The organism is Myxococcus sp. AM011 (assembly GCF_013372595.1).
Taxonomy (GTDB): Bacteria; Myxococcota; Myxococcia; order Myxococcales; family Myxococcaceae; genus Myxococcus; species Myxococcus eversor.
This window is the reverse complement of the sequence record NZ_JABXEM010000023.1, coordinates 13,864-34,693: the sequence shown is the minus strand read 5'-3', so window position 1 is coordinate 34,693 and position 20,830 is coordinate 13,864. Positions and strand designations below refer to the sequence as shown.

The following is a 20,830-nucleotide window of genomic DNA, read 5'->3' as shown; positions in this document are numbered from 1 at the left end:
GAAGTCAGGCGCCTCCCATCAGAGGTCCATCCATGAGTCAGGTTTGAAGGTGATGGACACGGCCTCGCGGGCTACGGACGGGACGAGCAAGTAGTCCTCTTCGGTCTCCAGACCCATGCGCTCCGCGAGTCGGGCCAGCGCAACCCCTTCGACACAGAGTCGCCCCGCTGTTGCCAGGACCTCGGGGGCCACGCCCCCTTCTTCCTCGAGTTGGTCCTGCTGGTCCTTCCATTCCGCGAGATAGCTCGCGAGGGCGTCGTTGAAGCGCTCCGAACTCGACTCTTGGAGGGCGATGCAGACCTCCAGCCTCAGGTCCTCGGAGCCCTTCAGGACCGTCCTGTAGCGCTTCATCAGGGACTCACCCGTCTCGGGGGAGGCATCGAGGAAGAACCGCTGCATGAGGAACTCGACGAAGAGGAAGTCCTCCTCGTATTCCACTCCGCGTGCCCAGATGCGTTTCGAGAGGCGCGCGATGTCCAAGGCCCCCTGAAAGTCTCCAGCGGCGATGGCGTCGAAGAACGGTGGTGATTGCCCGGTCCGTTTCTCCTTCTCGCTGGCGTGACGGAGCCACGCGGCATATGCGCGCCCGCTCTGGTGCAACCGCAGCACGAACTCGTCCGCGAGCCCCGTCATCAACAGCTCCCCGATTCCCGCGATGCGGAAGTTCTGACAGAAGCCGAGGATGCGATGGCGCCCCACCGGGTCCGACGTCATTTCCGGAAGCAGGTCGAGGTTCTCGTTGAGCGCATTTCCGACGTAGATGAGAAGGTACCGCGAACTCATGGCTGTCCCCCTTCCGGGGTTCGCAGGACGATGCCGCCCACGTCACCGGAGTCGGAGCTGGAGAGCACGAGGGAGAGGGAGAGGGGCTCGGCGCCCTGGAGTGAATCCCGAGAACGGAGCGCGAGACAGATACCCAGCGCTCCGCTGGCCGCGCCGACATCACCGACCGAGTTGCAGGGCAGATGCCACTGGGACAGGTCCATGCGTTGGCCCAGGTTCACTCGAACGTGTCCCCACTCTTGCGCCCTCCAGGTCTCACCATTGATGTCGTTGTAGAGGTCTCCACGGAAGGTCGCTGATGGCGCCGTCTCGTCCAGGAGCCGCTGGGTGCATCGGGTGAGGGCGCGTCCTCGCTGGATGCGTGGAAGCTGCTCCGGCTCCTGGTCCGTGGCCACGGTGAGGACCTGGCCCAGGGGGCGGGCGGTCCTTCGCCGCGCGCTGGGCTCCGTCTCGAACAGGAGGGCCACCCCCGCCTCTCCTGGGGCGAATCCCACGGACTGCTCCTCCGTTTTCAGGCGGCCGTTCTCCAGAAGCCCCTCGAGCCGTAGCCCGTCGATATAGGAGTCCACCGCGATGAGCAGCAGTCGCTCCAGCTCGCGCGCCGCGAATTGCCGCATGCCCGACTGCAGCGCCAGGGCGGTTCCCGCGTGTCCTCGGGCGAGCAACCGCACGTTGCTCGAGGGGATGGCGACTCCCAGCGTCGAAACGAACGGTTCGAGGAATTCATCCTGGATGCGAGCCAGGGCCTGTCCGTCCTCCGTGAGGAGGGTCTGGTCATCCAGCTCCCCGACAACGAGCACCAATCCCGTCGACTCCCAGAAGCGCGGGCTCGCTCCCTCCGAGGCCAGGCCCGAAGACATCAAGTCCTGGACGCTGCCTCGCGCCAGTCGCATCCATCGTCCCAGCAGGCTGAAGCCCTCCGTATAGCCATGGACGGGATGGGACTGGATGCCGATGAGTTCCTGGGTCTCTGGTTCGACGATGTTGAGCGCGTTGACTCGACGAGGGCGTGCGATGCCCGCGTGGATGGCCGCGCAGGTGGCCGCGACACCGCGTCCCACGGAGGTGATGGCACCCGCGCCTGTAATCACGGTGGGCGTCAAGGCGCGTTGCCCCCGGCCCATGCCTCGAACGAACTGGACCCAAAGCCCATGGGGCGAGGAAGGAAGGCTCTGACCTGCTGTCGTTGTGTCCTGGCCCACGCCTGGGTCTCAATCCAGCACGTGCCGCCGCTGCGCACGGCCAGCTCCCACGCCAGGCCGGGTCTGCGCGTCATGGGCACTTCCAGCAGCGCCTGAAGCGCGGTTGCTGGAGTCCATGGTCTCCCCCAGATGTAGCGGCCGCCCGATGCGAATCGTGAGCGCTCCTGGTGCCACCACCGGTCGACGGCATCGGCGCGGACCTGCCCCTCGGGGAGCACGGGTCCTGGAAGGAAGGAGGTGTCCGGGAGGCCCTGGTCCTTCGGCTCGAGGGGTGCCTCGGACTCCGCTGCGTCTTCCTCATCGAGGGGCGTCAGGTAGGTCTCCAGGGGGATGCCTGTCATGAAGCGGAAGGCCTCGGCCGCCAGCGCATCCGCGCTGGCGCGCACGTGACCAAGAGCCGCCTCTATCGCCTCGTTTCGTCCACTGTGCGCCAGGGCCCACAGTGCTTCTGAACGAGTCGCTGGCTCCCGGACCCGCGCGAGCAACCGCTCCACGCTCTTCTTGTCCCCGCACATCGCGAGGGCGGTGAGCGGAGTGCGCCCAGGCGTGCCGTCGAGGGCGCGCGCGGTGGGCGGGATGCACCCACGGACGAGTCCGACCTCGAGGGCGGCATTTCGACAGCGAGCGTTCGACGCGCGGAGACCGTGGCCGACCCAGGTAGCAACGACGGCGTCTGGCGAATGCCTCGCGGCCCGGATGGCCGCCGCGAGAAGCTCGGGAGACTCCGGTGGTGGCAGCCGCGCCAGAAAGAAGGAGACGTCGTTGCGCCGAAGGCGCAGGGTTTCAAACAGGACCACCTGGAACGCCGGTTCGGCACCGGGCAGCGCCTCGCGCAGCAGCCCGTCGATTTCCGTGCTGGCACAGAGGGTGAGGGCCTGGGCCTGGAGAAGTTGTTCTTCGGCGGGTGCCTGTTCGAGATGCTGAAGCACGCGATGCCCCCACCGGGCGACATCCAGGGTCAGCAGCGCGTAGGTCGCCACGGTACGAACCCAGACATCCTCTGCTTCGAGCTGGGGCACCAGGAGCCGCTCGGCGACCACCGTGCCTCCCGCCCGCAACCCCGCGACATGTGCGAGCAGGCGGCGCTCTTCGCCATCGGCGAGCTCGGAGAGGTCATGGTCCGGGGCTCGCAACGTGCGCTGTCTCTGCCGCCAGAAGAACGCCGCTTCGTCCATGTGTTCCTGGACAACACTCCAGACGATGGGGGGACGGCGCGGATGGCTGGGGGACATGGGGAAGAGGGTGGGCGGCGTTCAGTGGGAGTGCTCAACGGCTGTCGCTGAACTCAAGCTCCTCCACGATGACGTTCGTAAGGGCCCGTTTCTTCATCTCACGAATCAGCTCCACTCCCAGGACGTAGGAGGTGATGTCCCTGTCAATGCGGAAGAATTGGGGGGCCTCCTTCATCTTCTTGCGGTCCAGGACATGCTCTTCGACATCGAGGATTTCGTCGGGTGTGTCATCGCTCCAGTCGATGTCACTGGCCTTGAAATCCAGACAATCGAAAGTGCCCAGGGGATTGATGAGGAAGTAGTCGTCGCTGTAGGGCCGGCCGCGGTGGTCGAGCAGCGTGAAGGAAAGGAACTCGACGGTGTCCTTGGGGCAATGTGCTTCGACGGCCTCCTTGAAGGCGGTCGAGCCCACGATGCAGTTGAAGGAGTTGGCCAGGAAGTCCGTCAACTCGATGCCCTTGTATTTCTTGCTCATGGCGATGAGCGGCTTCTTGGGATACACAGGTGAGAGGCGCTTCCCTCCAGCGGGCCGCCAGCGCTCATCCTCAATGCCTTTGATAAAGGTATCAAGGAAGCAGAGGTCCTTGTTGTCTGCGCCCAGCAGATCCAGAAGGAAGAATCGCTGAGGGTTGGTGGTGGCCTTGGCGCCGGGGGCGGTCCTAGACATTGACAGACTCCACGCCCTTCTTTTTTTTGATGGGGTTGATGTCGTTCACGGAGACGTCGTCGCGGGTCGCCCAGAGCTTCTTGCCCAGTTGCTTGATTTTGGCGCGCAGCCTCTTGGAGAGCTTCTCAAGCTTCTCCTTGACGGGCTTGTACTTGATCTTCTGCTGGTGCTCGCTCTTGGACTCCAGAACGGGGTCGAAGAACTTGCTGAGCTTGCTTTCCACGTGCTGGTTGTAGCGGGGGTGGTCCTGGTGGCTGGGGGACCCCAGGTGCTTGGGGAGCCGCAGCGCCTGGGCGACCTCGGTGGCCATGGGGAGGATGAACATGTTCATCTTGTGATTGAGGTTGTAGCCCTCATCCAGGAGCCCTCTTCGGACGACGAGTTGCATCTTGTATCCGTTGGGTTTGCCCGAGCCCACGCTGGCGACAGCCGTCTTGAGTTGACTGTGGGGGATGATGTGGTGGGCCTCGAACCAATACGGCTTGTTGCAGCTTCTCTGGAAGTTGGTGGAGGTCTCCGAAACGTCCCAGGCTTCCGGCTTGGGCACGTCCACCGACTTTCTATGCCAGCGCTTTTCGCCCTTGGCCGGCTTTCGGTGGAAGATCAGGACGATCTTCTTCTTCCCAGCGCCGACGGACTTGTACTTGTCCCCATTGTACACCGTGCGCTCATCCAGCGCCTGCTTGTATGCCTGGAACCGGTAGCTGCACGATTGCTGGGAGTAGGGCTTGTAGGGCGCGAGGCAACGCCCGCCCTCGGTGGTCTTCTTGGCCCGGAAGTGCTTTTTCTCCAGGTTCAGGTCGTTCGATTCGTGCTTCGACGTGGACATGAAGGCCCCTCAGTTGATCTGCACCTTGCCACCACGGATGCGCTGGACCTCTTCGGCATCGGTGCGGATGTTGACGCCCTTCAGCAACACCTCGCCGTTGCGTTTGAGGACCAGGGTCGCCTTGCCGCAACGCAGGACGATTTCGTCCCGGCCCTCGATGACCACCCGTCGACCGTCGACCCTGGCCTCGGTGGGAAGCTCATCGAGGGGCTCGGCCAGAAGGGCATCCGTCAGAGGGGTCTCACTGGAGGACTGCAACAGCCCGATGAGCAACGGTCGCGCCGGGTCTCCACCTTCGAACAGGAGGACGGCTTCCTGTCGGAGCGCCACGGCTTGTTCTTGCGCCGCCTCATCCAGGGAAACGGTGGTGCGAGCGGCGAGCGGTCCCAGGGAGTTGCCTGGAAAGTCCACCAGCAGCCTCCCTCGCCCTGCTTCTCCCACCACCCAGCCGAGTCTGCTCTCGCGGATGGGATTCTCCACCGGGAGAGGTGGGCGTGGCGCGGGCTTCTTCTTGCCGTTGTCCATGGCAGGCCCGTGCTCCTAGATTTCTTCCTCGCAGACCACACACTCTGGAGGCACTTCACGACCGCCCAGGGCGACGACGGGGCCCTGCATCAGGGGGACAGGAGGCGTGTTCTTGTCATTGTGGAGCATCAAGTCGAAGGCACGCGCCACGTTCTTCCCCTCGAATTGGACATCGAAAGAGAAGTTGACGAACTCCGCCTTGCCCTTGGTCTTGCTGGAGGCCACGCCGCCACCGGCTGTCCCCGCTTCGTCGCCGGTGCTTGTCTTGAAGTGGGAGTCCTTCACACAAACGGGGTTTCCACCCACTGACACCTTTTTGGTGCCCTTGTCCGTGTCCGAGGACTGGGCAACATTGGGGTAGGGAATGGGAACGGGCCCGGCGGGACTGGGGGTCTTGCATACATCAGGGAAGGCCACCGTGACACCGCCACTGTCCTTGGTCACTACGCTCAGCTTGTTGACCCCGGTATTGACAGGCATGGCACGCCTCCTGAAGTGAAAGCCTACCCGATTTGGACGTCACGCGGGCGTGTCCCTGCGCTTCCATAGGAGGAAGGCACGCTTCGACAAGCGCCCCTCCGGGTCCTTGGAATGGATGGGCTGCACGAATTGCTCGCGCATCAGCTCCCCGGAGATGAAACCCACCGGACCGCTGCCCGTCGGGTGGTCCATGTCCCGGTTCCTGTCGACGACGTCCTCGAAGAACCGCAGGCCGTCCTCCGAGTCCTCGGCGAACCCCTGGTAGACGAGGAACCTCCACGCCTCCTCGGGATTCCCGTTGAAGTCGACGGCGTGCAGGGCAGCGGTGAGCCTGTCCCAATGGCGCGGAAGAATCATGGTGATGGGGGCGAAGCATAGCCGACGTCCTGGCGCCCGCGCTCACGTGACTCTGTTCACCATCCAGCAGCGACGCTTTCCCCTCCGCCGGGGCTGCCTTATGACGGGTGTCTGGCACCCGGAGGAGGTTGTTCGCGCGGATGGTGGAATACATCGACCAGCTCATTGGAGCGCTCGGCCCGCTGGGGCTGCTGGTGCTGGGGCTGGCGGCGGCGCTGGAGTACGTCGTTCCACCCTTCCCCGGGGACACCATCACCTTGCTGGGGGGCGTGTACGCGGTGCGCGGCTCGCAACCGTGGCTGCTCGTGTTCCTCGTCGTGACGGCGGGCAGCGTGGTGGGCGCGGCCATCAACTACATGGTGGGCCACTGGCTGGCGGGGCGCTTCGATGCGCACCCGGGCCGCAGCTACTTCGGCATCACCCACGCGCGCCTGGAGGAGGTGCAGTCCCGGATGCGGCGCAACGGGCCGTGGCTGCTCCTGGCCAATCGCTTCCTGCCGGGCATCCGAGGCCTCATCTTCGTCGCCGCGGGCGCCGCGCGCATGCCTCGCATCAACGTCCTGGGCCTGGGCGCGGTGTCGGCCATGGCGCACACCGGCCTGGTGCTCGCGCTGGGCGTGGCGGTGGGCGGCAACCTCGAGAAGCTGACGGCGTTGATGAGCCGCTACCAGTACGCGGTGGTGGGCCTGGTGGTGGTGGGAGTGGTGGCGGTGCTGGTGCGCATGTTCGCTCGGCGACGGGCGCCCGCCCCCGGGCCGTGAGTCCATGGGCGGACGGCCTTCCACGCCGACATTGCGTGGCCCCGGTCCGGCGCGGTTGAGTCGCCTCCATGGCCTCGCGCATCCACCCAGGGACTTCGTTGCTCGTCGCGCTCGTGCTGTCCGTGGCGGGCTGCCGCTGTGGAGATGACCCGGGCGTGGGCGGCGCGCGCCAGGGCTTCCGTCCCCAGGAGGAGGCCGTGGACTTCGGTCGCGCGCTGGAGGGCTCGCTGACGCGTCGTCAGGTGACGTTGATAGCCACTGGGCGCGCCAGCGTCACGGTGAAGGCCTCTGCGGATTCGCCCTTCACGGTGGACGTCGCCGAGGTGACGGTGCCGGGCAGTGGCACCATCGCGGTCGACGTGGACTTCCTCGCGGGCAACGGCGCGGCGGAGGGCACGCTGTCTCTGACGGGCGCGGGACGCACGGAGACCGTGCGCCTCACGGGGCTCGGCGTGAGGCCGCTCAACTGCGTCCCCTCCGGACCCTGTTTCGAATCGAGCTTCGACCTGGCCACCGGCACCTGCGTGGAGCGGGCGCTCGGAGACGGCGCCACCTGCATCCCCACCAGTCGCTGCCAGACGAACGGCCGCTGCGAGTCGGGCGCGTGCGTGGGCGCCCAGCGCTCGTGTGACGATGACAATCCGTGCACGGTGGATGGGTGCTCGCCCACGCTGGGGTGTGTGACGTCGCCCGTCGCGTGTCCGGTGCCGAAGAACCCGTGCAAGGTGGGCGTGTGCGACCGCGACGACGGCTGCGAGGAGGTGGACGCGCAGGACTTCATTCCGTGCGGGCCGGTGGACTGCAAGCAGTCCAACCTGTGCTTCAGGGGCTCGTGTCAGGAGTTGCCCACGCCGGATGGCATGGTCTGCGCGCCCGCCACCGCGTGTCAGGGTGAAGGCACCTGTCAGGATGGCAGGTGCGAGAAGCCCGACGCGGGAGACCTTCCGGTCGACTTCAGCCAGGACCTGGGCGGCGAGCCCGTGGGTCAGCCCGCGCTGCTCGTCCAGGAGGGCGCGCTGTTCACCTCGGTGTGCGGCGGTGACGCGGGCTGCCGGCTCGTCTCCTTCACGCAGGGCGGCCTCTTGCGCTACGAGTCGCCCTATCCCGATGGCGGCTCCCGCACCCTGTTGGCCGCGTCGGATGCGGGCGTGGTGGTGCTCGCTCCGGAAGGGCTGGAGTCCTATGCCCCTCGCGGGCTCGGCGCTCGACAGTGGGAGGCTTCGTGGGAGTCCATGGGGGCTGACGCGGACGCGGGCGCATGGGTGGGGCATGTCGCGGCGGGACAGGTCGCGCTGAACTCGAGTGGAGAGGTCGTCGCCCACGTGGCCTGGGGCCACATCCCGGAGGTGGACCCGGACGGCGGCGTGGGGCCTCTTCCGGCGCCCAGTGGCGAGCGTTGGGTCTGGCTCTCCGGACGTGGCGAGGACGCGGGCTCACTCGTGCGCGCGGGGCCCGTCGAGCCGTGGAGTGGGGAGGCTCGCGTCGTCGTCGACATGGAGGACACCGCGTTCCGCTTCACGGGGAGCCAGCGATTGGAGCGCGCGGACCTGTCGCCGGACGGAGGTACGGAGGTGTCCATCACCCCGCTCGGGAAGGATGGCGGCGTGGCGCAAGGCCTCGCGTCGCTCGCGGTGGCGGGAGGCCGACTGATGGTGGGCGCGCGCGAGTTCTACGTGGCGGATGGCGGCGCACAACAAGCCGTGGACTGGGATGCGGGCACGCGCGCGTTGACGCCGCTGGCCGAGCCCGCGCTGCTCTCGGCGGGGGGAACCCCGGGCTATCTGTTCGCTCAATCGTGTGACCGCGCGGATGGCCTGCCGTGCACGCCCGAGGAGCAGCGCACGGTGCTGCGCGCGGTGGACTCGGAGACGGGGCAGGTGTCGTGGGAGGTGGATGCGCTGCCCTTCGCGACGGAGCCCGGTGCGCTGCATGACGCGGCGTTGATTCAGGGCGGTGCGGTGGGCGTGCTCTCGGACACGGAGCGGCCGGATGGGCGACAGGTGTGGCTCCAGCTCTTCGCGCAGGGACAGAAGCTGATGATGTGTCCGCTGCCGGGCCGCCCGACGGTGGTGGCGGGTGTGTCCTTCTTCGAGGACAAGCTGCTCGTCGTGCTGGAGCGTGACGGCGTGTGGAAGCTGGAGTCCTACGGAATGGGACCCGGCATCCAGGTGGAGCCGCGCGGCTGGCCCCAGCGACATGGCACGCCGGGAGCGACGCGGCGCGAGTCGCCGTGAGTCACTCGGAGCTGTTCGGGTCCACCCACAGGTCCTCGTAGCGGACCTGCGGTGGCGTCTGGTGCAGGCGCAGTCCCTGCACCGTGGAGCTGGCCGCCGCGTGGACTCGCTCGTGGTACAGCGGGATGAGCGGACAGTCGTCGCGGAAGAGGTGCTCGGCGCGCACGTAGAGCTGCTGACGCAGCCCCGGGTCGATGGACACGCGCGCCTCGGCGGTGATGCGGTCCAGCTCCGGGTTGCGGTAGCCCAGCGGGTACACCGTCTGCGCGCTGGAGTGCAGCAGGAAGTAGAGGAACGTGTCGGGGTCCGGGAAGTCCGCCAGCCACAGCGTGCGGAAGGCCGGCACCCGTCCCTCGCGCAGCCGCGCCGAGTACTCCTCCGGCGCCATCTCCACGTGCTTCAACTCCAACAGGCCCGCCTGCAACAAGGGGCGGAAGAGCACCGCGTCCTCGGCCGACGTGTCCCGGCCCGCCGGGTGGTGCAGCGTGAGCCGCAGCCGGCGCAGGCCCGCGTCGCGCAACAGCTGCTCGGCCAGCGCCACGTCGGGCGCGGGCGCGGGCCCCACCTCCGTGCCGCCCATCAGCTCCGGCGGAGTCAACGTGCGCGCCACTCGGGCGCCCGGGTGGAACTGCTCCACCGCGCCGACGATGTCCATGCCCGCGCGCAGCGCGCGTCGCACCCGCACGTCGTCATAGGGCGGCTCGCGCAGGTTGAGGGCCACGAAGGCGGTGGAGGGCGTGGTGCTGGCCAGCACCTGGAAGGACTCCAGGCCCGGCACCTCCACGTGCTCGGCGGAGAGGAAGGACACCAGGTCCGCGGCGCCCTCGCGCAGCCGCGTCATCGCCTCCTGCCGCGAGTTCACCAACTGGAACTCCAGCCGGTCCAACAGCGGCGTGCCGGTGCGCCAGTAGGATGGATTGCGCTCCATCACCACGCGCTCCGGCTCCAGCGACATGACGCGGAAGGGGCCGGTGCCCACCAGCCTGCCATTCGAGTCCACGCGCGCCACCGCCGTGGGCGTCAGCGCCATCAGGTGCAGGAAGAACGCCTTGGGCTCGCGCAGCCGGATTTCCAGCGTGGCGTCGTCCAGCGCCTCGATTCCAGACACCTCGCGCGCAAGGCCCGACGTGTACTCGGGCGCGCCCTCCACGTCCTCCAGCAGGCTGCGGTCCGGAGAGCGCACCGCCGGGTCCAGGAGCCGCTCCAGGTGGCGCTTCACGTCGCCCGCCGTCAGCAACGCGCCGTCGTGGAAGGTGACGCCCCGGCGCAGATAGAAGCGGTAGCGGCGCGCGGAGGGGTCCGCGTCCCAGCGCTCGGCCAGGTCCGGCTCCAGCCCGCCGTCCTCCAGGCGCACCAGTCCGGAGAACGCGCACGCGGTCAGCTCCGAGAGCTGGTTCTCCACGCTGAACAGCGGGTCCACCGCCTGGCGATTTCGCAGCGAGGCCGCCTGGTGCAGCACCACGCGCAGCATGCCGCCCGTGCGCGGCTCTGGCAGCCGGAAGCGGAACACCTCCGTCTCCAGACCCAGCGCCTCGTGGCCCAACTGGTCCACCGTGCGCGTCAGTCCATCGCCGATGCGGATGACCCGGCGCGCATCCTCGCGCACCTGCGCCACCTCCTCGCGAATGGACGAGTCCGCCTTGGTGAGCACCACGTTGGCGGTGCGCAGCTCTTCAATCGCCGCGCTCAGGCGCACCACGGACTCCGACAGGTCGCGGCCCGTGCGCGCCTGGTCCTCCGCCTTCTGCGAGGCGCCATGGCCCACGCGGGCCATCTCCTGCGTCTGCCGCACCAGCTCGCGCGCGTGGCCGGACTGCTCAATCGCCATGCGCGTGACGTCTTCCACTCGGCGGGCCACGCGGCGGCTGGCTTCCACCACCGTGGCGCCCTGGGCCTCCAGGCGCTGCGTCTCCATCACCGTGGCCTCCACGGCGCTGAAGGTGCGCTGGGTAATCGAGCGAATCTCCACCAGCGCCTCGGACGCGCGGTCTCCCAGGGCCACGCCCGCGGTGGCCTGCTCTCGGCCCTCGTGCACCAGCGTCACCGCCGTCACCACCGCGTCGCGCACACCGGTCACCATGGCCGCGATTTCGCGCGTGGAGCGCGTGGTGCGCTCGGCCAGGTTGCGAATCTCGTTGGCCACCACGCCGAAGGGCCGGCCGTGCACACCCGCCTGCGCGGCGATGATGGCGGCGTTGAGGGCGAGCAGGTTCGTCTGGTCGGCAATCTCCTGGATGACGTCGACGATGCGGCCAATCTCCGCCGAGCGCGAGCCCAGCGTGCCCATCAGCTCCGCGGCCTTCCGGACGGTCTCCTCCACCCGGTACATGCCCTTCACGCTGTCGGCCACCAGCACTTCGCCGCGCTCGGCCGTCGCCGTCACCGCGAGCGCCAATTGGTTCGTCTCGCTGGCGCGGCGGCGCACGGAGTCGATGCCGCCCTCCACCAGCGCCACGAAGTTCTCGGCCTCGCCCGCGAAGCGCGCCAGCTCGTCACCGGACGAGGCGATGTTGGCCAGCCGCTCGCTCATCGCCTGCATCAGCGCCGTGGTGTGATTGGCGAAGTCGTTCACCTGCGACAGCGACTCCACCACCTGCTCCAGCCGCTCGGTCATCTCCAGGAGCGCGCCCGTCGTGTCGACGGCGAACACCTCCAACTGGTGCACGCGCTTGCCCACCACCTGGAGGCTGCCGCCCATGCCGCTGACGGAGTGCAGCGTGCGCTCCACCGCGCCGCCCTGACGCCGAGCCGCCTCCAAAAGCATGCGGGCCTGCTCGCTCACGTCCGTGCTGGTGCGGTGCAGGTTCGCCGTCACCCGCTGAACCTGGGACAGGGCGCGGCGCAGCGACAGCACCAGGCGGCGCACGTCCTCGTGTCCCTCGTACTTGTGCCCGCCCGTGGTGGTGAGGTCGCCCTCCGCCAGCCGGGCCATGACGCGCCGACGCGCCAGCCGCCGCAGCGCCGCCCAGCGGAACCACGCCAGATATCCGCCCGTCAGGTACAGCACGGGAGTGGCCACCAGGAGCGCCAGCCAGGAGGACGCCACCATCCGCTGGCCGCTCAACTGGAGGACGCCCCCCAACACGAGCGCGGACAGCAGGCCGGCCGCGAGGCCGAACGCGAAGAGGTACCGTTTGGCGCCCATGGAACGACCGAGGCTACCCCGCCTTCTCGCGCCGGTCCGCAAAACGCCGCAGACTGCGAAGCCCCGTGTCCGTCCTGCTCGCCCTCCTTGTCCTCGCGCTCCCCGTCAATCCAGCCAGCCCAGAAAATGAGGGCGGCTCCCGTCCTCCTCGGGGCGAAGAGACGCGCTTCGTCTTCTCCTGGCGCGGGGTGCCGGTGGGCACGGTGACGTTGACGCGAGCCGCCGGGCGTTTCACGTATCAGAGCCGTCACCTGCACACGCGAGGAGGCGAGTACGGGGAGCGTCGGCGCGAGGCGACGGTGGAGGTGGACGCGGCGGGTCGGCTGGCCGGCCGGGCGGTGGTGCCCCAGGCGCTGTGGTTGTGGCGAGGGCCTCCCGCGCCGGGCTGCGTGACGGGGCGCGAGGAGCTGTCCGGCCGTGAGGGCCCTCACTGCGTCACGGGCGGCGCGGCGCCGTGGGTGGAGGGCACGCTGCTCGGGGCCCCCTTCCGGGCGCGCTACGACTCGGGCGGGCGCATGGACGTGCTGGAGGTGGGCGAGTCGCGCTTCACCGTGGCGGCGCCGGGCGAGCGGCTGCGCGCCCCGCCGGACCTCTTCGCCCAGGGGCTGCCCGTGGAGGGCGAGACGGGGGCGCTGGCCCTGGTGCCGCCACTGGAGGTGCCCTCACGACTGGAGGGCATGACGCCCTGGACGGTGGGGGCGGCGCGGGCCCTGGCGGCGCGGGTGCACGCGGCGTTTCCCGAGAAGGGGCCCGGCGCGGCCGACTGGAGCGAGGACGGTGCGGGCGAGGCGGGAGGCTGCCTGGCGCACGCGCTGCGCTTCGCGGCCTGGGCTCGGGAGAAGGGCGTGAAGGTGGCCCTGGTGCACGGGCTGCTCGTGGTGGACGGCGGGCCGGCGCGGCCTCACGCGTGGGTGCGCGTGGCGCTGGTGGGCGGAGGCACGTTGGAACTGGACCCTACGTCGCTGGATGACGTCCGGGCGGACACGCACCTGCCGGTGGCGCTGGAGGATGCGCGCGGCCCGGCGCTGGAGGCCGGGGCGCGGTGGCTGTCGCTCCTGCGCGGGACGCACCGGGTGGTGCGCCGACGATGAGGCTCGCGGGGCCGGACTACTCGAAGGGGATGATGGACAGCTTCGCGCCCGCGTCGGCGCCCAGGATTTCCTTGGCGCGGGCGGGCAGGTAGGCCACCTGGTTGTCGAGCCGCGCCTGGCAGCGCACCGAGCGGAATCGGTTGCGACCGGACTCGCGCTCGAAGGCGACGAGGATGTCGTCTCCCTCCAGCTCGAAGTCCTCGTCCGCCAGCTTCACGGTGCGGTACTTGCGCACCAGCGACACGTCCGCGGTGTTGGCCTCGAAGTGCGGTCCGCCGTCGAAGGGGTCGATGCGCTCCACGTACCGGAAGCCGATGCGCTCCAGCATGCGCTGCACGCCGCGCGTCTGCGGCCCCACCTCGCCGAGCACCTTCTGCACCCGGTCCGGGAAGAGCGACGCGTAGATGTCCGACGCGGGGAACAGCTCCTTGATGAACTCCTTGTTCTGCCGGCTGAGGCGGTCCGCCTCCAGGTACGTCAGGCCGGTGAACTTCTTGCCGCACGCCTCCCACAGGAGGCTTCGCCCGTCGGGGAGCAGGGGCGGCAGGAGCTCCGCCAGCACGCGCGGCCGGAAGAGCCGGCGGTGCATGGCGAGGAAGAGGAAGCGCACGTAGGACAGCTGCTTGCCGGGCTTGTCCGGCGTGGCCCGGTAGGGTGGGTCCACCACGAGGCCGCCGATTTCGGTGGGGCCCTCGTAGTTGTAGGCGATGGACAGCACCTTGTGCCGCAGGTGCCGCTCCAGGGAGGCGGAGTAGTGCTCCCGCTCGCTCACCTCGTAATAGATGTGCGGCGCCTCGTACGTCCCGTGCTGGGCGATGATCATCGACGTGCCGATGATGAGCCCGTTGCGCACGTCCTCCAGGACGAAGAGGTACTCCCGCTCGAAGGGGTTCTTCACCTTCCCGGCGAAGCTCTTCACCGACTTGTCGATGATGTTCTCGAGCGTCTCCTCGTTGTTCGGCAGGTTCACCGTGTTGAGCACGGCGGCGAGCCGCTTGAGGCCGGCCAGGTCGGTCTTCTGGACGTCACGCAGGACAAGCATGGGTGCACCCGGGACGCCCCTGAATGGGCGCCGGAAGGGGTGGGGACCATACACCACACCACCTCACCGCGGTCAGCTCACGCTCGCTTGTTTCCTTGTCTGACGCATTGAGTCATTAGGTGAACTATCCGCCCTGGCAGGCACGCGTGGCCCTCTGGAGGGGCTCGTGGGGGTGAAACATTTATCAAACGTCCAACCCCCTGCCTGGAAGCTCGCCCTGTTGTCAGGCGAGTGGGAACAACCCGAGGGGGGAATGAAGCCTGGAAAGGTTTCGGCTACGGTGTGTGGACCGTTTGGCTTCAAATCTTCGCAAGGACGCGTGCCATTGAGAGTCTTTGTTCCTGGATTGCTTGCGATGTGGATGGTTCCCAGCCTGGCGTTCGCTGGAGTCGTCTGGCGCGGCGACTTCGAGACGGGCAACCGCTCACAGTACTCAGGCGAACAGGTGGTCAGCTCCGACCGCCTGCTGGTGGTGACGAACCCGGTGGCGGAGGGCAAGTACGCGCTCAAAGTCACCGTGAAGCAGGGCGACGACCCCATCAACTCCAGCGGCAATCGCAATGAGCTCGTGTACCAGGGGCGGGAGAAGGAAGGCTCCGAGTACTACTACCGCTGGAAGGTGATGTTCGCGACGGACTTCCCCAGCGTGGACACGTGGCAGCTCTTCACGCAGTGGCACCACGACGGGTGCTGCGGCTCACCGCCGCTGGAGTTCTACGTGCGCGGGGAGGAGCTGCGCATGGCGCTCAACTCCGACTCCACCATTCCGTGGCGCGGCAAGCTCCAGCGTGGCGTGTGGCACGAGTTCATCCTGCACGTGAAGTGGTCCGCCAAGGCGAGCACGGGCTTCGTGGAGCTGTGGCACAACAAGGAGAAGGTGCTGGCGAAGCGGAGCGCCGCGACGATGTACGCGGGCCAGAACAACTACCTGAAGCTGGGCCTGTATCGCAGCGACACGGTGAAGCCGGTGGGCGTGCTGTACCACGATGGTTTCATCCAGGCGACGACGCTGGCGGACGTGCTGGACACGACGCCCACTCCCACGCCGGACGCGGGCACGCCGACGGATGCGGGCACCCCGACGACGGATGCGGGGACGCCTGCCGTGGACGCGGGGTCGGACCCGGAGCCGGAGGAGCCCACGGACGCGGGCACTCCGCCTGGGCGCGATGCGGGCACGTTGCCGGAGGAGGGGCCCGGTGGCGTGTTGCCTCCCTCGGGCGTGTCACCCGACAGCTCGGACGCGGAGGTCGCGGGCTGCAACAGCGCTGGCGGACCCCTCATGGGGCTCGCGCTCCTGGGATTGATGGGACTGGCGCTCGTGCGTCGTCGGCGCTCCTGAGCGCCCCTCGTCACCGCGCGGTCTGGAAGGGACTCGTGCCCTCGAAGTGCTCGAGGGCGCGAGCCTTTCTCCTCACAGCTCCTGGGCCAGCTCACGCTTGAGCTGGAGCTGGGCCTCCTGACGCCGAGCCTCCTGGTCCCGCGCCTCCTGGCTTTGCGAGGCCTCCTGGAGGTAGGGCTTCAGCCGGCGGCTTTCGTACTGGAGGCCGAGCGCGCGGCTGTGGGGGTGCTGTCGTGCCATCAACTGGAGCGCGGTCTCCGAGTTCTTCCACGCCTTCTCAATCACGAAGTCATGCTGGGCCTCGAAGACATCGTCGCGAGCGCTCGCCAGGACTCGCTGGCGCTCGGCTTCGGCCTCCCAGTCCATGCCGCTCCCGTGCTTCAGGGTGCTGGCAAGCTCGACCACCGCGGTGGTGAGGTGGAGGACTTCGAGCGTCTGGACGAATCGGGCCGCGGTGATGGCCGTGTCCTCATGGGAGATGGGGGCGCCGTACTTCAACTCCAGCAGCTCCGAGAGCCACTCGACGTGCCCGCGCACGTGCGTCATGGGTTCGAACTGGATGTTCACGCCCGCCAGCTTTTCGCGGGCGAAGAGGAACTCCACGGCGGCGGGCGCCTCGGTGACGTGGGTGTTGACCTGGAGGCTTCCCTGGGGCGTCACCCAGGCCTCGGGATAGAGGGCGCGCACCTCATCGGGCGACATGCCCCACCGCGTCTCCTGGAACCCGTCCTGACTGCGGTAGGTCTCCACTTCCTTCAACTCGAACGCCTCGTTCGAGGCCCGGATGGCGTCGCGGCGTTCGAGCAGCGCCTGGTGACGCGCGCCTCCGCAGGCGGTGGTGAAGAGGCTCAAGAGGAGAAGGCCGGAGACATGACGAGACATGGTGGGCTCCCACGGCAGAGAACTCCTCCTCGACCGTCCCGGGTGGTCGGATATTCAATTCCTCCCTCACTTCGCGTGGCGGCTCGTGGAGACCCCGTGGCGGGCCAGGCGTGATTATTGACAGGCATCTGTCACGATGACAATTTCTTGCGCATGGCGAAACACACGGCGGCGGGGTCGGCCTTCACGGACCTGGTGCTCGAAATCTTCCGGAACAACGGGTTGCTGCTGGCCGCGGGCGAGCGGCTCTCCGAGCCGTCCGGGCTCACGAGCGCGCGCTGGCAGGTGCTGGGAGTGGTGGACCATGAGCCGACGCCGGTGGCGAACGTGGCGCGCACCATTGGATTGACGCGGCAGAGCGTGCAGCAGACAGCGGACGCGCTGGAGGCCGAGGGTCTGGTCGAGTACCAGGAGAACCCGCACCACCGCCGGGCCAAGCTCATCGCCCTGACGGCGAAGGGGCGCGAGCGGCTGCGCGAGGTGGAGGCGCGCCAGTTGGCGTGGGCGAACAAGGTGGGAGGCCGGGTGTCCATGGCATCGCTGAAGACCGCGCTGACGACGCTCCAGGAGGTTCGCGAGGCGCTGGAGCAGGACGCTGACGTGGAACAATCACACGCACGGTGAATACCGCATGGGTGCGTGCGTCATCAGGCGCATGCCCGACATCTTGCGCAGCACGGTGCTGACCGCACTGCTGGCCACGTCCGCGACGGCGTGGGCCGAAACCCCTGTGTCTCCCAAGACGACGGTGTCCCCGGCGCCGTTGATTGCCCTCGCCCCTGGAAAGGTCCTCTACATCGACACGGAGGGCTCTCGAACGCTCGCGGACTGCGAACAGGTGCGGGAGCACCGGATGCTGGGGGGACCCGACAAGGGCAAGTTGTTTCGGGAGACAGAGCCGTGCTCGCTCTGGTTCCTCGCCGTGCATCCGCCCACGGGGCGCTGGGCGATGACTGTCTCCATCATGGGTGACATCTCGTCGACCCGTCTGGTGAGCGTGACGCTGTCGGGCCGGAAGGTCGACGTGCCCACCGACAAGGCGGGGCGCGCCAAGGGAGGACACATGCTCGTGATGGGGGACCTGGAGGGCGTCGTGGCCATCACCCCGGGAGTTCCGGCGCAATGGACCAGCAACCATGTCCAGCACTCGCAGCGTCCCGAGCAGTTCACAGCCGACGGTTCTCGCGTGCTCGTCGCCAATGGGACGGTGACCACGGCGGACTGGTGGAGCTGGAGCTTCGGGCCCAGGCCCGAGGGCCTTCACGTGTTGCCCACGCAGGTGACGGACACCGCGAGCAATGACCTGGTCCTGGGAGAGTCGCGCACGGTGATGAGGCACGAGCGCGGGGGCGTGCGCGTCGCCACGCTGGACCCCACGGGCACGAAGCCCTGGAAGCTCGGGCCACCTCTGAAGCAGAAGCGGAAGGGACTCCTGTCGCCCATGGTGCTGGGGGACTCGATGGTGTTCTACCGCGAAGGGGTGTTCGATGAGGGAGGCTGCGACGAGTCGAATCCCGCCACCTATCGTCGCCTCGACCTGCGCACCGGTCAGGAAAAGGTCTGGGGGACCCACGACACCTATTGCAGCGGCGGCGAACTCCTGGAGGCGAGCGCGCGGCGCAAGACGGCGTACTTCATCCAGAGCAATTACTTCTCCACGGGCGTCTCCAAACTGTACGAGTACTCGCTCGACCGGGATGAGGTCCGTGAGTTGAAGGCTGACGGCATGGAGGGGGTGCACGACATCAGCGAGGATGGGAGAAGGCTCGTCCTGCGCGCGAGGGGTGGGGTCATCGGCGTGTACGACAACGACACGGATGAGTTCGCCTGGTTGACGGGCCTTGAGAAGGTCACGGACGCGGGGTTGCTCGACCTTCGCTGAGGCGGCGGGTGCACGGACAAGCGCGATGGACCTGGGAGCGGGGCCTGGAGATAGTTGGCGCCATGGGAACGCATGGTGATGCTCCAGCCACCCCGGACATGGTGGCGCTCGTGGGTTGCGCGCACCGCATGGCGGAGCAGGCTGGGGGTGCTGATGTGACGGACGATGAGCTGTACCAGGTCATCGACCGTGTCCTGTTTGGTGAGAAGGATGGCTGGGCGTGCGCGTTGGAAGGACTGCTGACCCGGACGGAGACCGCCAACCTTATCCTGGCACATCTCGAGTCTTGGCTCATGGACCGCACGGGCCGGAGCTGGGATTCGCCGATATCGTTGGGCGGGGGCTCGCTCGTGACACAGGTCGAGCGGGCCTTGTTCGGCGCCCGGTGAGTCGAGGCCGCGGCGGAGGCTTACCAGCCGTGGCGGTCGAGCCAGCCCTGGAGGGCGCGGGCGATGTCGTCCGGTGCGTCCTCCGGCGCGTGGTGTCCCGCCGGGCGGAGCGGAACGATTTCGAGGCCTGGGAGGGACTTGCGTGCCCACTCGATGACTGTGGGTGCGCTGAGGCCGGCGTCGCCGAAGGTCAGCAGGAGCGCCGGCTTCGCGGACGGCTGCGCGAGCCACGCGTCATAGCGCTCGACGACGGTGACGACGTCGGCCGGCTCTCCGTCGATGGGAATCTCGCGCGGCCACTGAAGCATGGGGCGCCGTGACGCGGCGTCGGGGTAGGGCGCGTAATAGGCCTCGCGGGCGCTCTCGGTGAGGCCCGTCTTGATGCCATGGCCGAGCGAGCGCACGAGGAACTGGTTCTGCTCGAGCACCAGCTTCTCTCCGACGCCGGGCGTGCGCAGCGCGCGGAACATCTGCTCACCCTCGGGCGACCAGTCGCTCCAGTGCATCGGTCGGAGGAACGTCTCGAAGACCACGACGCCACGCACGCGGTCCGGATGTCGCGAGGCCCAGTCGAGGGCGAGCACGCCACCCCAGTCGTAGCCGACGAGCACGATGTCGCGCAGATCGAGCGCGTCGAACCAGGCGTCGAGATACCGCGCGTGGTCCCCGAAGCGATAGGCGATGTCGGGCTTGCCGGAGCTCCCCATCCCGATGAGGTCGGGCGCGAGGCAGCGGCCCCGGCCGGCGAGCTGTGGAGTCACTTTGCGCCACACGTACGAGGACGTGGGGTTTCCGTGCAGGAACACGATGGGTGAGCCGGCTCCTTCCTCACGGTAGGAGATGAAGGAGTCGAGGACAGGAACCTGGTGGGTGGAAGGCATGGGCGTGCGTTGGGGAGCGACGGGTGGAGAGGCGTGGCACGCGATGAGCGCGCCGGTAAGGAGCCAGCCGAGCAGTCTGTGCATGCGCCCAATATGCGGCCGGGGACACCTCCCTGGCCGTGATGATTCGTGAGCAGTAACCTCACGTTTCATGAGCATTCAGATAGGGGCCATCGACCTCAATCTCCTCCTGGTCCTCCACACCGTGCTCTCCGAGCGCAGCGTGGTCCGCGCGTCCGAGCGGCTCCATGTCACCCCGTCGGCCATCAGCAACAGCCTGGCCCGGCTCCGCGTCCTGCTCGGAGACCCGCTCGTGACTCGCAAGGGGCGTGGCATCGTCCCCACGCCGAGAGCGCTCGCGCTGGCCCCCGCGATTGGACGTGGGCTTCGGGAGATGGAGCTCGCGCTCCATGAAGTCCCTTTCGAGCCGCTGCGGTGCAAGCAGACCTTCACCCTGGCTGCCGCGGATGCGGGACAGCTCACGTGGGTGCCTCGCATCGCGGCGCTGGTGAGGAAGGAACTGCCGAATGCGCACCTGCGCGTGGTCGGTATCGATTCCCTCGTCTCACTGGGAGACCTGGGGTCGGGAGAGGTGGATCTCCACCTGGGCGTCGCGGGACAGGGGACGGGCTTGCACACCGAGCCGTTGTTGATGGAGCGCACCGTGCTCGTGGCGCGCCGGGGACACCCTGTGCAGGGCAAGCGACTGTCTCCGCGGGCGCTGGGCGGACTGCGGCATGTCCGCGTGGAGATGGTGCCGGGAAAGAGCTTCCGTGACGCCGTCGGTGCCGCCTATGCGCGCGCGGGCATCCCACGAGAGGTCGTCATGACGGTGCCCTCGTTCACGGCCGCGGCGGCGGTCGTCTCCTCGACCGAGCTGGTCGCGACGGTTCCAGAGTCACTCGTGGTGGAGCAGGGGGCGCGCTTCACGGTGCAGACTGTCGACGCACCCTATCCCTCACACTCCGTCAGAATCTCGATGTGCTGGCACGAGCGCACCCAATTGGACCCAGCGGCGCGCTACTTCCGCGAGCTGGTGCGGCGGGGCGTCCTTTCGCGCAACGAGGGGCGTTCCCCCCCTGATGCTGGTGGGTAGGCATGGGGTC

The 20,830-nt window shown here is 68.1% G+C and carries 20 protein-coding genes; 8 read left to right on the top strand and 12 right to left on the bottom strand.

Annotation, left to right across the window (positions count from 1 at the left end; translation table 11 throughout):
* Nucleotides 1–18 precede the first annotated feature (18 nt).
* The 8 genes from HUW62_RS07165 to HUW62_RS07130 form a co-directional block, all read right to left on the bottom strand.
* Nucleotides 19–783, bottom strand: a complete 765-nt coding sequence (locus HUW62_RS07165; protein WP_176433973.1) for an Imm49 family immunity protein — start codon at nt 781–783, stop codon at nt 19–21.
* Nucleotides 780–1,886: a hypothetical protein gene (locus HUW62_RS07160; protein WP_176433972.1), complete on the bottom strand. Its 1,107-nt coding sequence runs from the start codon at nt 1,884–1,886 to the stop codon at nt 780–782. Before HUW62_RS07160 ends, HUW62_RS07165 begins: the two co-directional genes overlap by 4 nt.
* Nucleotides 1,883–3,160, bottom strand: a complete 1,278-nt coding sequence (locus HUW62_RS07155) for a hypothetical protein (RefSeq protein ID WP_176433971.1) — start codon at nt 3,158–3,160, stop codon at nt 1,883–1,885. Before HUW62_RS07155 ends, HUW62_RS07160 begins: the two co-directional genes overlap by 4 nt.
* Nucleotides 3,161–3,251: 91 nt before the next feature.
* Complete coding sequence (locus tag HUW62_RS07150) at nt 3,252–3,884, bottom strand: DUF1629 domain-containing protein (protein ID WP_176433970.1); 633 nt, start codon at nt 3,882–3,884, stop codon at nt 3,252–3,254.
* Entirely contained in the window at nt 3,877–4,713 is an 837-nt protein-coding gene (locus tag HUW62_RS07145) for an AHH domain-containing protein (RefSeq protein ID WP_176433969.1), read from the bottom strand. The genes HUW62_RS07150 and HUW62_RS07145 overlap by 8 nt, the downstream gene beginning before the upstream one ends.
* A gap of 9 nt (nt 4,714–4,722) precedes the next feature.
* Nucleotides 4,723–5,238 carry a DUF6484 domain-containing protein gene (locus HUW62_RS07140; protein WP_176433968.1) on the bottom strand — a complete coding sequence of 172 codons (516 nt, stop codon included), beginning with the start codon at nt 5,236–5,238 and terminating at the stop codon, nt 4,723–4,725.
* A gap of 15 nt (nt 5,239–5,253) precedes the next feature.
* Nucleotides 5,254–5,718 (bottom strand): DUF4150 domain-containing protein, encoded by a 465-nt coding sequence (locus HUW62_RS07135; protein WP_176433967.1) that lies wholly within the window; start codon nt 5,716–5,718, stop codon nt 5,254–5,256.
* Nucleotides 5,719–5,757: 39 nt separating this feature from the next.
* Nucleotides 5,758–6,075, bottom strand: a complete 318-nt coding sequence (locus HUW62_RS07130) for a hypothetical protein (protein ID WP_176433966.1) — start codon at nt 6,073–6,075, stop codon at nt 5,758–5,760.
* 140 nt (nt 6,076–6,215) lie between these two features.
* Here HUW62_RS07130 and HUW62_RS07125 point away from each other — a divergent pair, with 140 nt between their 5' ends.
* Nucleotides 6,216–6,836, top strand: coding sequence for a DedA family protein (locus tag HUW62_RS07125; RefSeq protein ID WP_176433965.1), 621 nt, complete (start codon nt 6,216–6,218; stop codon nt 6,834–6,836).
* Nucleotides 6,837–6,904: 68 nt separating this feature from the next.
* On the top strand, nt 6,905–9,070 hold the full coding sequence (locus tag HUW62_RS07120; protein ID WP_176433964.1) for a hypothetical protein: 2,166 nt from the start codon (nt 6,905–6,907) through the stop codon (nt 9,068–9,070).
* A 1-nt stretch (nt 9,071) separates the two neighbouring features.
* On the opposite strand, the gene HUW62_RS07115 is transcribed toward HUW62_RS07120, so the two are convergent.
* Nucleotides 9,072–12,215, bottom strand: coding sequence for an ABC transporter substrate-binding protein (locus tag HUW62_RS07115; protein WP_163868955.1), 3,144 nt, complete (start codon nt 12,213–12,215; stop codon nt 9,072–9,074).
* Nucleotides 12,216–12,280: 65 nt separating this feature from the next.
* Here HUW62_RS07115 and HUW62_RS07110 point away from each other — a divergent pair, with 65 nt between their 5' ends.
* Nucleotides 12,281–13,306: a lasso peptide biosynthesis protein gene (locus HUW62_RS07110; RefSeq protein ID WP_176433963.1), complete on the top strand. Its 1,026-nt coding sequence runs from the start codon at nt 12,281–12,283 to the stop codon at nt 13,304–13,306.
* Nucleotides 13,307–13,322: 16 nt separating this feature from the next.
* Here the strand turns inward: HUW62_RS07110 and HUW62_RS07105 are convergent, their stop codons facing one another.
* Nucleotides 13,323–14,348 (bottom strand): arginine N-succinyltransferase, encoded by a 1,026-nt coding sequence (locus tag HUW62_RS07105; protein ID WP_163868957.1) that lies wholly within the window; start codon nt 14,346–14,348, stop codon nt 13,323–13,325.
* Nucleotides 14,349–14,703: 355 nt separating this feature from the next.
* Between HUW62_RS07105 and HUW62_RS07100 the strand changes: the two genes are divergently transcribed.
* A complete protein-coding gene (locus HUW62_RS07100) occupies nt 14,704–15,690 on the top strand; it encodes a polysaccharide lyase (RefSeq protein ID WP_176433962.1) in 987 nt (328 codons plus the stop codon).
* Nucleotides 15,691–15,762: 72 nt separating this feature from the next.
* On the opposite strand, the gene HUW62_RS07095 is transcribed toward HUW62_RS07100, so the two are convergent.
* Nucleotides 15,763–16,572, bottom strand: coding sequence for a hypothetical protein (locus tag HUW62_RS07095; protein WP_176433961.1), 810 nt, complete (start codon nt 16,570–16,572; stop codon nt 15,763–15,765).
* A gap of 153 nt (nt 16,573–16,725) precedes the next feature.
* Here HUW62_RS07095 and HUW62_RS07090 point away from each other — a divergent pair, with 153 nt between their 5' ends.
* The 3 genes from HUW62_RS07090 to HUW62_RS07080 all read left to right on the top strand — a co-directional run bounded on the left by HUW62_RS07090 (nt 16,726) and on the right by HUW62_RS07080 (nt 18,843).
* Nucleotides 16,726–17,196, top strand: coding sequence for a MarR family winged helix-turn-helix transcriptional regulator (locus HUW62_RS07090; protein ID WP_176433960.1), 471 nt, complete (start codon nt 16,726–16,728; stop codon nt 17,194–17,196).
* A gap of 31 nt (nt 17,197–17,227) precedes the next feature.
* The gene (locus tag HUW62_RS07085) at nt 17,228–18,454 is read left to right on the top strand and encodes a hypothetical protein (protein WP_176433959.1); all 1,227 of its coding nucleotides are present in this window, start codon (nt 17,228–17,230) and stop codon (nt 18,452–18,454) included.
* 62 nt (nt 18,455–18,516) lie between these two features.
* Nucleotides 18,517–18,843 carry a hypothetical protein gene (locus tag HUW62_RS07080; RefSeq protein WP_176433958.1) on the top strand — a complete coding sequence of 109 codons (327 nt, stop codon included), beginning with the start codon at nt 18,517–18,519 and terminating at the stop codon, nt 18,841–18,843.
* A 20-nt stretch (nt 18,844–18,863) separates the two neighbouring features.
* On the opposite strand, the gene HUW62_RS07075 is transcribed toward HUW62_RS07080, so the two are convergent.
* The gene (locus HUW62_RS07075) at nt 18,864–19,724 is read right to left on the bottom strand and encodes a haloalkane dehalogenase (protein ID WP_217911171.1); all 861 of its coding nucleotides are present in this window, start codon (nt 19,722–19,724) and stop codon (nt 18,864–18,866) included.
* Between the two features lie 151 nt (nt 19,725–19,875).
* Between HUW62_RS07075 and HUW62_RS07070 the strand changes: the two genes are divergently transcribed.
* Nucleotides 19,876–20,820 carry a LysR family transcriptional regulator gene (locus HUW62_RS07070; protein WP_176433956.1) on the top strand — a complete coding sequence of 315 codons (945 nt, stop codon included), beginning with the start codon at nt 19,876–19,878 and terminating at the stop codon, nt 20,818–20,820.
* The last annotated feature ends 10 nt before the right edge of the window (nt 20,821–20,830 follow it).

What these genes read in the sequence shown, in the direction of transcription:
- HUW62_RS07165 (WP_176433973.1), bottom strand. Translation starts at nt 783, where the DNA reads ATGAGTTCGCGGTACCTTCTCATCTACGTCGGAAATGCGCTCAACGAG.
- HUW62_RS07155 (WP_176433971.1), bottom strand. Translation starts at nt 3,160, where the DNA reads ATGGACGAAGCGGCGTTCTTCTGGCGGCAGAGACAGCGCACGTTGCGA.
- HUW62_RS07150 (WP_176433970.1), bottom strand. Translation starts at nt 3,884, where the DNA reads ATGTCTAGGACCGCCCCCGGCGCCAAGGCCACCACCAACCCTCAGCGA.
- HUW62_RS07145 (WP_176433969.1), bottom strand. Translation starts at nt 4,713, where the DNA reads ATGTCCACGTCGAAGCACGAATCGAACGACCTGAACCTGGAGAAAAAG.
- HUW62_RS07140 (WP_176433968.1), bottom strand. Translation starts at nt 5,238, where the DNA reads ATGGACAACGGCAAGAAGAAGCCCGCGCCACGCCCACCTCTCCCGGTG.
- HUW62_RS07135 (WP_176433967.1), bottom strand. Translation starts at nt 5,718, where the DNA reads ATGCCTGTCAATACCGGGGTCAACAAGCTGAGCGTAGTGACCAAGGAC.
- HUW62_RS07130 (WP_176433966.1), bottom strand. Translation starts at nt 6,075, where the DNA reads ATGATTCTTCCGCGCCATTGGGACAGGCTCACCGCTGCCCTGCACGCC.
- HUW62_RS07125 (WP_176433965.1), top strand. Translation starts at nt 6,216, where the DNA reads ATGGTGGAATACATCGACCAGCTCATTGGAGCGCTCGGCCCGCTGGGG.
- HUW62_RS07120 (WP_176433964.1), top strand. Translation starts at nt 6,905, where the DNA reads ATGGCCTCGCGCATCCACCCAGGGACTTCGTTGCTCGTCGCGCTCGTG.
- HUW62_RS07115 (WP_163868955.1), bottom strand. Translation starts at nt 12,215, where the DNA reads ATGGGCGCCAAACGGTACCTCTTCGCGTTCGGCCTCGCGGCCGGCCTG.
- HUW62_RS07105 (WP_163868957.1), bottom strand. Translation starts at nt 14,348, where the DNA reads ATGCTTGTCCTGCGTGACGTCCAGAAGACCGACCTGGCCGGCCTCAAG.
- HUW62_RS07100 (WP_176433962.1), top strand. Translation starts at nt 14,704, where the DNA reads ATGTGGATGGTTCCCAGCCTGGCGTTCGCTGGAGTCGTCTGGCGCGGC.
- HUW62_RS07095 (WP_176433961.1), bottom strand. Translation starts at nt 16,572, where the DNA reads ATGTCTCGTCATGTCTCCGGCCTTCTCCTCTTGAGCCTCTTCACCACC.
- HUW62_RS07090 (WP_176433960.1), top strand. Translation starts at nt 16,726, where the DNA reads ATGGCGAAACACACGGCGGCGGGGTCGGCCTTCACGGACCTGGTGCTC.
- HUW62_RS07085 (WP_176433959.1), top strand. Translation starts at nt 17,228, where the DNA reads ATGCCCGACATCTTGCGCAGCACGGTGCTGACCGCACTGCTGGCCACG.
- HUW62_RS07080 (WP_176433958.1), top strand. Translation starts at nt 18,517, where the DNA reads ATGGGAACGCATGGTGATGCTCCAGCCACCCCGGACATGGTGGCGCTC.
- HUW62_RS07075 (WP_217911171.1), bottom strand. Translation starts at nt 19,724, where the DNA reads ATGCCTTCCACCCACCAGGTTCCTGTCCTCGACTCCTTCATCTCCTAC.
- HUW62_RS07070 (WP_176433956.1), top strand. Translation starts at nt 19,876, where the DNA reads ATGAGCATTCAGATAGGGGCCATCGACCTCAATCTCCTCCTGGTCCTC.